Source organism: Kitasatospora sp. NPDC056783, from assembly GCF_042789895.1.
Classification (GTDB): Bacteria; Actinomycetota; Actinomycetes; order Streptomycetales; family Streptomycetaceae; genus Kitasatospora.
The window spans coordinates 1-11,001 of record NZ_JBHUAF010000291.1 but is presented as its reverse complement, the minus strand read 5'-3'; the positions used below and the strand labels follow the sequence as shown (position 1 = coordinate 11,001).

Here is an 11,001-nt window from a genome sequence, read left to right as displayed (position 1 = left end):
GGCACGAGGCCCGTGGCCGCCGGGTGGTGCCGGGTGGTGCCGGGTGCGGGGTGGTTCAGCTCTGGACGAAGGAGCCGCAGGCCGGGGTGACCAGGAAGCCGTAGCTCTTGAGGTCGGCCTTGGCGGTCGCGTTGCTGCAGATCCAGCCGGTGGGGCCGAAGATCGCGCGCAGCGCGGTGCCGTGCGCGTCGGTCGCGGTCCACTCGGTGTCACGGATGGCGTTGTAGACCACGCGGCCGAAGGCCGAGTTGGCGAAGGTGGAGTTGATGACGCCGTTCGCCACCGGGGCGACCGCGTTGGCGCCGAGGACGACGCTGCCCAGGGTCAGGCTGCCCGGGGCGTCGTTGCCGGAGGCGTGGCCGCCGACCGTCTGGCCCAGGTACTTGGCGACGGAGTAGGGGAAGATGACGTTCGGGTCCTGCAGACGGGAGTCGGTGCCCTCGTTCTCCTCCGGACCGTCCTGGACACAGGTGCCCAGGGTCGGGTTGCCGATCGCGGTCAGGAAGAAGGACCGGGTGCCGGAGTTGGCCTGCGGCAGCCACGGCTGGATGTTGGTGGCGGGCTTGGTGGAGTCGATCTGGTTCCAGGTGCGGGCGGCCGGGTCGCACTGGTAGATCGCCTTGAGCTGCGCGGGGGTCAGCGAGGCCGGGGCGTTGCCGTTGAGCTTGGAGGACCAGGTCACCGCGTCCTTGGCGAGCGCGACGAAGTCGAGGCCGTGGGCGTCGGTGGCCGCCGGGCCACGCGAGGAACGGGCGAAGTCGACCGTGGCGGAGGTGTTGACCGCCAGGGCCTTCACGCCGGCGCCGGAGCCGTTCGGGCGGTCGATCGAGGTGGCACCGGTCTTGGTGGTGATCGGCGAGGAGCCGGTCGCGTCCCAGCTGTACAGACGGGGGGCGTTCGGGTCGGTCAGCGAGGCGTTGTAGTCGACCGAGAGCTGGTTCAGGATCGTCTGGGTCGTGTCGGAGCCGACACCCACGATGTCGATGGCGCGGGGCGTGACACCGGTGGCCGGGTCGGCGACGGCGGTGCCGCTGACGACGGTGGCGACGGAGGTCGCCAGCGCGGCGACGGTGAGCAGCTTGGCAGCGGTCTTACGCATGTTCCTCTTCCTCCGGGGGAGAGACGTACATCGCGTGAAACCCGTACTCCGTTTGAGAGTTCGGGGGCCGGTGGCCGCGTCCGCTGCGGCCTGTCCGGCAGTGCCGATCCTGTCCGGCGGGGAGGTTCCGCCGGAAGGGATGTCGAGTCCGGCCGAGGAATGTCGACTCATCGGTTCGACGAGGTTTAGCCACTGGTCAGCGTGCACGTGACAGGGGCATTGCCGGGTCTCCGAACCCGGTCGACGTTCTTCTCCAGGAGGCTGCTCGGAGTGTTGCCGGAAACCTGGCCTTCACCGGAACTGCACGGACGGCCCGGCGGCGCACCAGGAGCGCACGGAGGCATCCGGAGAACGGACGGAGCGCCGGCGGAAGCAGGTGTTCCGGATGTGCGGGTTCCGGATCTCATCCGTTCCGGAAACGCCGACATGGCGGCCCGTCATCCGACGGACCGCCATCGTTCCTCAGGGGCTCACAACGGCCAGCGGCCGTTCCGCCCGTTCCGCCGCAGCTCCTGCCCGACCCAGCGCAGTCCGGCCAGGAACCCGTCGATCCCGGCCTGGCACTGGTCCCGCCGCAGGTATCCCCGCGCGCTGCGGGCGACCGGAACGGCCCCGGCCGTCCCCGGCCGGGTGCTGCGCACCGGCAGATAGGCGGCCCAGACCCACTCGCGCCCTTCGGACTGCCCGACCGAGCAGCGCAGGGCGGCCCGTTCGATCAGCAACTCGCGCACCGAGTCGGCCAGTTCCTCCTCGCTCCGGTAGGTCCGCACACCGACCCCGAGCGGCCGCCCGTTGGCGGCCCGCAGCGCCCAGCCGAGGCCGCGGTCGGCGACCGGCACGATCAGCAGCCGCGGGCCGCGCCGCTCAGCGGCCATCGACGCTTCTCAACCGTGCGACGGGCTCCGGAAGTTCGCGGGGCGGCTGCTTGGCGAGCAGCACCACGAACCGACGGAAGGCGTTCTGGCAGGTCGCGTACCGCTCGTACGCGCGACTGGACCGCACTTCGGGCGCGGCGCGCGAGCCCGGGACCACCCAGATCCAGCCGATGCCTTCCCGTACGTGGGTGATCCGCGCCGTGAGCTCGGCCGCCCCGAGGCGCAGGCCGTCGAAGCCCCGCTCGGCCTCGCCGGCCGTCTCGAACGCGGCCGCGGTGATCGCGACCACCCGTCCGTTGGGCGCCTTCAGTTGCCAGCGGTAGCGCCCGTCCGCTGCCCGTTCGGCGCGGAACCCCCCTCGACTTGCCCCTGCTGCGGTGTGACCGCGGCCGGCAGCGTTCACTGCCCCCTCCGTCCGGTTGCCCTCCGGATTCCCCTCCGAGCGGGAGCAAAGCTATGTGTGCACACGGAGCCCCCGAAAGCCCAGAACGTTCACAACTTGCGCCGTTGGTCGGGAAGTTCTCTCTCGTTTAACTTTCACTGGTTCTCGGACGGAGCCACCGGTGCCGGACCGGCGGCATCGGACCGTCGGTTCCCCGCCGTCAGAGCCGGGCCGTCCAGCGCACCATCGTCCCCTTCCGGTACGGCCCGCTCTCGTGCCAGGCGTCGCCGCCGAGCGCCTCGGCCCGCCGGGTGAGGTTGAGCAGGCCGCTGCGCCGGCCGCCCGCCGGGATGCCCACCCCGTCGTCGGTCACGGTGAGCAGCACCCCGGGCCGGCCACCGCGGTCCAGCGACTCCGGGTCACCGCCCACCGGGCGGCCGTTCTCGTCCAGGTGGCTGGTCGCGTCGATCTCCACGCCGACCCGGGAGGCACGCGCGTGCCGGGCCGTATTGGACAGCATCTCCCTCAGCGCCGCCAGCAGTTGACGGCCGGTCTTCTCCCCGACCAGGCTCTCCACCGGCCCGACGAAGCTCACCGAGGGCTTGAAGCCGAGCGCGGCCGCGGCCTGGCTGGCCTCCCGCAGCACCCGGGTGCGCAGGGTGTCCGGCGCGTCGCCGTGGTTGTCGTGCTGAAGGGCGTAGATGGTGGTGCGGACCTCCTGGATGGTGGCGTCCAGCTCGTCCACCGCCTTGCCGATGCCCGTCCTCACCTCGGGGACGACCGCCCGCCGGGCGGCGCTCTCCAGCATCATCCCGGTGGCGAACAGCCGCTGGATCACCAGGTCGTGCAGGTCACGGGCGATCCGGTCGCGGTCCTGGAAGACGGCCAGCCGCTGCTGGTCGCGCTGGCCCTCGGCGAGCCGCAGGGCCAGCGCGGCCTGCGAGGCGAAGGTCTCGGCGAGCTGCTTCTCGCTCTCGGTGAACGGCACCGCGCCACAGGGACGCCAGACGCAGAGACCGCCGAGCACCCGTCCGGCGGCGACCATCGGCACCGCCATGGACGGGCCGAAGCGGCGGGCGAGCCGGATCACCGTGGTCGGATCGCTGGACATGTCGTCCAGGTGGACGCTCTCCCCCGCGAGCAGCCGGGCCGCGAAGCTCTCCTTGGGCAGCAGCTCGCCGCGGACGAACTCGGCCAGCTCACCGGAGGCGTGCGCGACCCGCATCTGCCCGTCGCCCTCGCCGCCGCCCTCCGGGCCGGTCGGCAGCAGGACCATGCCGAGCGCGGCGTCCGCCAGCTCCCGCACCTGTTCGGCCGCGACGGTCAGCGCGGTCTCGGCCTGCTCGGCGGAGAGCAGCGCCGTGGCGAGGGCGGCGGCGCCGGTGATCCAGCGCTCCCGGCGGCGGCCCTCCTCGTACAGCCGGGAGTTCTCGATGGCCACGCCGGCCGCCGCGGCGAGCGCGTGCACCACCTGCTCGTCCTCGGGGGTGAAGGCGCCGCCGCCCTTCTTCTCGGTGAGGTAGAGGTTGCCGAACACCTCCGCCCGGACCCGGATCGGCACGCCCAGGAAGGTCCTCATGCACGGGTGGTGCGGCGGGAACCCGGAGGAACGCGGGTCGGCGCCGAGGTCGGACAGCCGCAGCGGTTCGGGGCGGTCGATGAGCGCGCCGAGGACGCCGCGGCCGGCCGGCAGTTCGCCGATCTCGGCGGCGGTCTCGTCGTCGACCCCGACGTGGATGAAGTCCGCCAGTCCGGTGCCGCCGGGGGCGATCACGCCGAGCGCCGCGTACCGGGCGTCGACCAGCTCGGCCGCGCCCACCGCGATCCGGTGCAGGGTGGCGTGCAGGTCCAGCCCGGCCCCGATCGAGACCACCGCCTCCAGCAGCCGCTGCATCCGGTCGGTGACCGCGGCGGCCGACTGGAGTCGCTCGGCGACCTCGGTGACCAGCGTGTCCAGCCCGAGCGAGGCGATCTCGGGCACCTGGTGGGGTGTCGGCTCGGGAGTGGCCTCGGGAAGGTCCGGCGTGGGGTCCATGGAGAAAGCCTAGTTTGTACGCTTTTCAGCCGAAGGTCGGCGCGACCGGCGGCGCGACCACCGGCGGTACCGCCACCGGCGGCGCGACTACCGGCCCGCCGGCTCCAGCAGCCCGTCGGCCTCCCGCTCCCGCCGCCACATCGCGTGCAGCCGCCCGTCCGGGTCGGCGACCAGCTCCGACCAGCGACCCCGCTCGGCCACCCGGCCGCCGTCCAGCACCAGCACCTCGTCCACCGTGCCGTCGTCCAGGCCGGCCAGCCGGTGGGTGATCAGCACGGTGGTGCGGCCCTCGGTGGCGGTCAGCAGGTCGGCGGTCAGCGCGTCCGCGGTGGGCAGGTCGAGGTGCTCGGCGGGCTCGTCCAGGACCAGCACCGGGAAGTCCGCGAGCAGCGCCCGGGCCAGCGCCAGCCGCTGGCGCTGGCCGCCGGAGAGCCGGGCCCCGTGCTCGCCGACCATGGTGTCCAGGCCGTCGGGCAGGCCCTGGGTCCACTCCAGTAGCCGGGCGGCGGCCAGCGCGGCGCGCAGCTCGTCCTCCCCCGCGTCCGGGCGGGCCAGCCGCAGGTTCTCCCGCAGCGAGCTGTCGAAGACGTGCGCGTCCTGGGCACAGAGCCCGATCACCCGGCGGACGTCCTCGCCCGCGAGCGAGCGGCTGTCCACCGCCCGTGGACGGCCGTCGGCGAACCGCACCGTCCCGGCGCTCGGCTCCAGGAAGCGCAGCAGCGCCTGGGCGAGGGTGGTCTTGCCGGAGCCGGACGGGCCGACCACGGCGATCCGGCGGCCGGCGGCGAGGTCGAGGTCGACCCCGGCGAGCGCGTCCACCGGCTGCCCGGGGTGCCGTACGGTCAGCCCGCGCACCGCGATCGGCAGCGGCCGCTCGGGCAGCGCGACCGGTTCGGCGGGCTCACCGACCGGCGGTTCGGCGTCGAGCACCTCGTCCAGCCGGGCCCGCGCGGCGCGGCTGCGCTGGCGGGCCTGGACGGCGAGCGGCATCCCGGTGACGGCCTCGAAGGCGGCCAGCGGGGTCAGCACCACCACGGCCAGGCAGACGGGCGCGAGCAGACCGTCGCGCACCCCCTGGACGCCGACGGCGGCCGCGGCGGTCACCGTCAGCCCGGTGAGCAGCGCGATCAGCCCGGTGCCGAGCGCCGTGGTGGCGGCCGAACGGGCGGCCAGCCGGGTCAGCGCGGCGTCGGCGGTGCGGACGGCGGCCAGCCGGCCGGGCAGCGCGCCGGCCACGGTGAGTTCGGCGGTGCCGGTGAAGGCGTCCACCACGGTGGTGGCCAGCCGGCCGCGCGCCGGGGCCTGGCGCCGCTCGGCGCCGGCCGACCAGCGGGCGGCCAGCGCGGGCACCAGCACGCCCGCGAGCAGCAGCCCGAGGCCGAGCACCAGCCCGGCGGCGGGCAGGAAGGCGGCCACCGCCGCCGTCGAGGCCAGCGCCACCAGGCCCGCCACCGCGGCCGGCAGCCGCCAGCGCAGGTAGTGGTCCTGGATCGCGTCCACGTCGGCGACCAGCCGGGAGAGCAGGTCGCCGCGCCGGAAGGCGGGCAGCCCGGCGGGGGCGAGCGCGCTCAGCCGGCGGTAGACGGCGGAGCGCAGCGTGCCGAGGGTGCGCAGCACCGCGTCGTGCGAGACCAGCCGCTCGGCGTAGCGGAAGACGCTGCGGCCGATGCCGAAGGCCCGCACCGAGGTGACGGCCATCATCAGGTAGAGCACCGGCGGCATCTGGGAGGCCCGGGAGATCAGGTAGCCGGAGGTGGCCATCAGCGCGACGGCGCAGCCGAGGGCGAGGGCGCCGAGCAGGATCGAGAGCGCCAGCCGGGGGGTGGTGGAGCCGTCGCCCCCGGGTTCCTCGGCGGCGGCGGGGGCGGGCGTCGGCCTGCCGCTGTGGGCGAGCGGGGCGACCGGTTCCGCGGGCACCGGCGCGGTCCCCGCCAGCCGGACCCGCTGGTCGGCGACGGCCAGCAGGGCAGGCCGGTGCGCGACCACCAGCACGGTGCGCGCCGGGTCCTCGGCGAGCGTCCGGACGGCGTCCACCACGGCCGCCTCGGAGGCGCCGTCCAGGTTGGCGGTCGGCTCGTCCAGCAGTACGAGCGGCCGGTCGTCGGCGAGCAGCACCCGGGCGAGGGCGAGTCGCTGGCGCTGCCCGGCGGAGAGTCCGGCGCCGTCCTCCCCCAGCCCGGCCTCCAGGTCGGTGACGAAGTCGAGGGCGTGCGCGGACCGCAGGGCCGTCCACAGCTGCTCGTCGGTGGCCTCCGGGCGGTAGAGCCGCAGGTTCTCGGCGACCGTCCCGGCGAACAGGTGCGGGTGCTGCGGCACCCAGGCGATCTGCCGCCGCCAGCTCGCCGGGTCCAGTTCGGCCAGGTCGTGGCCGCGGCCGTCGGCGGCGGTGATCCGGACGGTGCCGGAGTCGGCGGCGGTGAGGCCGAGCAGCACGGCCAGCAGGGTGGACTTGCCTGAGCCGCTCGGGCCGGTCAGCGCCGTGCTGGAGCCGGGGCGCAGGGTCAGCCCGGCGCCGTCCAGCGCGGGCTCGGTGCGCCCGGGGTGGCGGACCACCAGGTCCTCGGCCGTGATCACGGCGCCCGCGAGGTCCGGCGTCGGCACGGTGCCGGCGGCGGGCAGCGGGGTCTCCAGGACCCGGAACAGCTCGTCGGCGGCGGTCAGCCCCTCGACGCTGGAGTGGTAGAGCGCGCCGACCTGGCGGATCGGGAAGTACACCTCGGGGGCGAGCACCAGGATCAGCAGCCCGGTCTCCAGGTCGAGCGTGCCGTCCACCAGCCGGAAGCCGACGGTGACGGCGACCAGCGCGACGGAGAGGGTGGAGAGCAGTTCCAGGGTGAAGGAGGAGACGAAGGCGATCCGCAGGGTGCGCAGCGTGGCCCGGCGGTAGTCGGCGGTGATCCGGGCGATGGTCGCGGCCTGGGTGCGCGCCCGGTTGAACACCTTGAGGGTGGGCAGCCCGGCGACCACGTCGAGGAAGTGGTGCGAGAGCCGGGCGAGGGTGTCCCACTGCCGGTCCATCCGGGACTGGGTGGCCATCCCGATCAGCACCATGAACAGCGGGATCAGCGGCAGCGTTCCGGCGATGACCGCGGCCGAGGTGAAGTCGGCGCCGACGATCCGCAGCAGCACGATCACCGGGACGACCACGGCCAGCGCGAGCTGCGGCAGGTAGCGGGCGAAGTAGTCGTCCAGCGCGTCGACGCCGCGGGTGGCGAGGGTGGTGAGTTCGCCGGTGCGCCGGCCCGCCAGGTAGGACGGGCCGAGCGCGGTGGCGTGGTCGAGCAGCCGGCGCCGCAGGGTGGACTTCACCCGGGCGACGGACCGGTGCGCGGTGAGTTCGGTGAGCCAGCCGACCAGCCCGCGGCCGACCGCCGTCAGGGCGAGCAGCAGCAGCGGCGTGGTCAGCTCGCCGAGCGTCGCCCCGTGCTGGAACGCGCGGACGACGATCTCGGCGATCAGACTCGCCTGGGCGACCACCAGGGCCGCGCCGGCCGCGCCGAGCAGCACGGAGCCGACGAGGAAGACCCTGGTGGTGCGGGCGTGCCCGAGGAGTCGGGGGTCGACCGGCTTCACGGCGTCAGGCCTGGTCGAGCTGGGCGGCCGGGTCGTGCCCGGGGATGTGCTGGACACCGATCCGCTTGCGGAACACCCAGTACGTCCAGCCCTGGTAGAGCAGCACCAGCGGGGTGAAGATCGCCGCCACGACGGTCATCACCTTCAGCGTGTACGGCGAGGACGCGGCGTTGCTGACGGTCAGGCTCCACTCCGGGTTCAGCGTGGAGGGCATGACGTCCGGGAAGAGCGCCAGGAAGAGCATCGCGACCGCGGCCACGATGGTCGCCCCGGAGAGCGAGAACGCCCAGCCCTCGCGGCGGAGCTGGTTGGCCGCCAGGGCGCCGACCAGGGCGAGCACCGCGACGATCAGCGCGGCCAGGCTGCGGCCGTTGCCGTGGGCGGCCTGGGTCCAGATCAGGAAGACCAGCGCCAGCACGGCGGTCGCCAGCCCGGACAGCAGCGCGGCCTTGCGGGCCCGCTCCCGGATCTCGCCGACCGTCTTGAGCGCGGCGAACACCGCGCCGTGGAAGGTGAACAGGGCGAGTGTCACCAGGCCACCGAGCAGGGCGTACGGGTTCAGCAGGTCCCAGAGGGTGCCGGCGTAGTTCTTCTGCGCGTCGATGTCCACACCGCGCACGATGTTGGCGAAGGCCACGCCCCAGAGGAAGGCCGGCAGGAGCGAGGTCCAGAAGAGGGCCTCCTCCCAGTTCCGCTGCCAGCGGGCACCGTCGCGCTTGTGCCGGTACTCGAAGGCCACGCCGCGGATGATCAGGCAGACCAGGATGACCAGCAGCGGGATGTAGAAGCCGCTGAAGAGCGTCGCGTACCAGTCCGGGAAGGCCGCGAAGGTGGCGCCGCCGGCGGTCAGCAGCCAGACCTCGTTGCCGTCCCAGACCGGGCCGATGGTGTTGATCAGCACCCGCCGCTCGGCGGTGTTGCGGGCCAGCGGCTTGGTCAGCACGCCGATCCCGAAGTCGAAGCCCTCCAGGAAGAAGTAGCCGATCCACAGGACCGCGATCAGCACGAACCAGACGTCGTGGAGTTGCATGTCAGATCCTCAGTTCCGCAGTGTCCCGGGGCCTCAGTACGCGAAGGCGAGCGGCTTGTCGGCGTCCTCGTCCGAGGACGGGCCGCGCAGCGACGGGTCCTTGGCCGGCGGCTGCTCGGTCACGTCGGGGCCGGCCTTGGCGTACTTGACCATCAGCCGGACCTCGATGACCGCGAGGATCGCGTACAGCGCGGTGAACGTGGCCAGGGCGCCGATCTGGGTGCCGATGCCGACGTTGGGGGAGACGGCGCTGGCCGTGGTCATCAGCCCGAAGACGGCCCAGGGCTGGCGGCCCATCTCGGTGAAGATCCAGCCGAAGCTGTTGGCGATCAGCGGGAAGCCCATGGTCAGGATGCCGATCCGCCAGCTCCACTTGGTGAGGAACGGGCCGAGCTCGCGCTTGGGGGTGAGCATCAGCCGGGGCACCTCGGTCTCGCCGGTGCGGAACTCGGGGTGCAGGAAGAGCTTCTTCCGGGTGGTCCAGAGGCCGATCAGGCCGGCCAGGAAGGAGGTCATCCCGAAGCCGATCATGAGGCGGAAGCCCCAGTAGGTGACGAAGATGCTCGGGATGTAGTCCTTGGGGTCGCCACCGTGCTGGGCGGCCTCGGCGGCGGCGGTGTCGTTGATGCCGGGGACGGACGAGCTGAAGTCGTTGTGGGCGAGGAAGGAGAGTATCCCGGGGATCTCCAGGGCGACCGAGTTGTGGCCCTTGCTGACGTCGCCGACCGCGAAGACGGAGAACGGCGCCGGCGACTGGGTCTCCCACAGCGCCTCGGCGGCGGCCATCTTCATCGGCTGCTGCTCGAACATGACCTTGCCGAGGGTGTCGCCGCTGAGCGCGGTGCCGGCGCCGAAGATCACCGCGAGCACCAGGCCGAGCCGCAGCGAGGTGCGCATCGCGGCGGTCCGCTTCGGGTCCGCGGTCTCGGGCTTGCGCTTGGCCTTCCAGAGGTGGAAGGAGGCGATGCCGACGACGAAGGCCGCACCGGTGAGGAAGGCGGCGGTCAGGGTGTGGAAGACGACCACCAGGGTGGTGTTCTGGAACAGCACCCGGACCACGTCGGTCAGCTGCGCCTTGCCGGTGACCGGGTCGATCGCGTAGCCGACCGGGTGCTGCATCCAGGAGTTGGCGGCCAGGATGAAGTAGCCGGAGAGCACGGTGCCCAGCGCCACCATCCACATGCAGGCGGCGTGGATCTTCCTCGGCAGCTTGTCCCAGCCGAAGATCCACAGGCCGATGAAGGTGGACTCGAAGAAGAAGGCGATCAGCGCCTCCATCGCGAGCGGGGCGCCGAAGACGTCACCGACGAAGCGGGAGTAGTCGGACCAGTTCATGCCGAACTGGAACTCCTGGACGATGCCGGTGACCACGCCCATCGCGATGTTGATGAGGAAGAGCTTTCCCCAGAACTTGGTCGCGTGGAAGTACTTCTCCTTGTTCGTCCGCACCCAGGCGGTCTCCAGCCCGGCCACGATCGCGGCCAGGCTGATCGTGAGCGGGACGAAGAGGAAGTGGTAGACGGTGGTGATGCCGAATTGCCATCGCGCGATGGTCTCGTGAGCGATTGCCAGTTCCACTTCGCCCTCTCTCCCAACCTGCCCGTGTGACGACGGGCATCTTCCGGACAGATCTCATCTATAGCCGGAGACCGTTGTCCGACCACGCAAGCTTGTCCGCTTGTGAACGTGAACACGTTCACAAGGAGCAGTATCCCCCACCCTTACGAAGGACATGCAGGTGGGGTGGGGTTGATGTCGCTGTGTGACGCGTCACGGTCCGCGGCGCGGTCCGCACAGTCTGCGGAGGCACCCCGGGCCGGGGCAACGAACGACCGGGCGGATGGCCGGAAGTTGTTGGCCGAAGCGGCGCTTGACAGGCGCGCGAGCCGGTCGCCCCGGCGGGATCCACGTGCTAGTACTCCAGCCGCACTTCGTGATCGGGCCGGTTGGTTCGGGAACTGGAACGGCCACCGCGTGATCTTGGTGAGGTGTGTGGACTCTTCAAGA

The 11,001-nt window shown here is 72.6% G+C and carries 7 protein-coding genes; all 7 read right to left on the bottom strand.

Annotated elements, in window-relative coordinates; translation table 11 throughout:
* Nucleotides 1-55 precede the first annotated feature (55 nt).
* On the bottom strand, nt 56-1,099 hold the full coding sequence (locus tag ACFRMQ_RS30345) for a substrate-binding domain-containing protein (protein ID WP_380733887.1): 1,044 nt from the start codon (nt 1,097-1,099) through the stop codon (nt 56-58).
* Between the two features lie 470 nt (nt 1,100-1,569).
* Entirely contained in the window at nt 1,570-1,974 is a 405-nt protein-coding gene (locus tag ACFRMQ_RS30340) for a hypothetical protein (protein WP_380733886.1), read from the bottom strand.
* The gene (locus tag ACFRMQ_RS30335) at nt 1,964-2,377 is read right to left on the bottom strand and encodes a hypothetical protein (RefSeq protein WP_380733885.1); all 414 of its coding nucleotides are present in this window, start codon (nt 2,375-2,377) and stop codon (nt 1,964-1,966) included. Before ACFRMQ_RS30335 ends, ACFRMQ_RS30340 begins: the two co-directional genes overlap by 11 nt.
* 199 nt (nt 2,378-2,576) lie before the next feature.
* Nucleotides 2,577-4,391 (bottom strand): GAF domain-containing sensor histidine kinase, encoded by a 1,815-nt coding sequence (locus ACFRMQ_RS30330; RefSeq protein ID WP_380733884.1) that lies wholly within the window; start codon nt 4,389-4,391, stop codon nt 2,577-2,579.
* Nucleotides 4,392-4,478: 87 nt separating this feature from the next.
* Complete coding sequence (cydD, locus tag ACFRMQ_RS30325) at nt 4,479-7,964, bottom strand: thiol reductant ABC exporter subunit CydD (protein ID WP_380733883.1); 3,486 nt, start codon at nt 7,962-7,964, stop codon at nt 4,479-4,481.
* Nucleotides 7,965-7,968: 4 nt separating this feature from the next.
* Nucleotides 7,969-8,994, bottom strand: a complete 1,026-nt coding sequence (gene cydB / locus ACFRMQ_RS30320; RefSeq protein WP_380733882.1) for a cytochrome d ubiquinol oxidase subunit II — start codon at nt 8,992-8,994, stop codon at nt 7,969-7,971.
* 33 nt (nt 8,995-9,027) lie between these two features.
* A complete protein-coding gene (locus ACFRMQ_RS30315) occupies nt 9,028-10,572 on the bottom strand; it encodes a cytochrome ubiquinol oxidase subunit I (RefSeq protein WP_380733880.1) in 1,545 nt (514 codons plus the stop codon).
* Between the last annotated feature and the right edge of the window lie 429 nt (nt 10,573-11,001).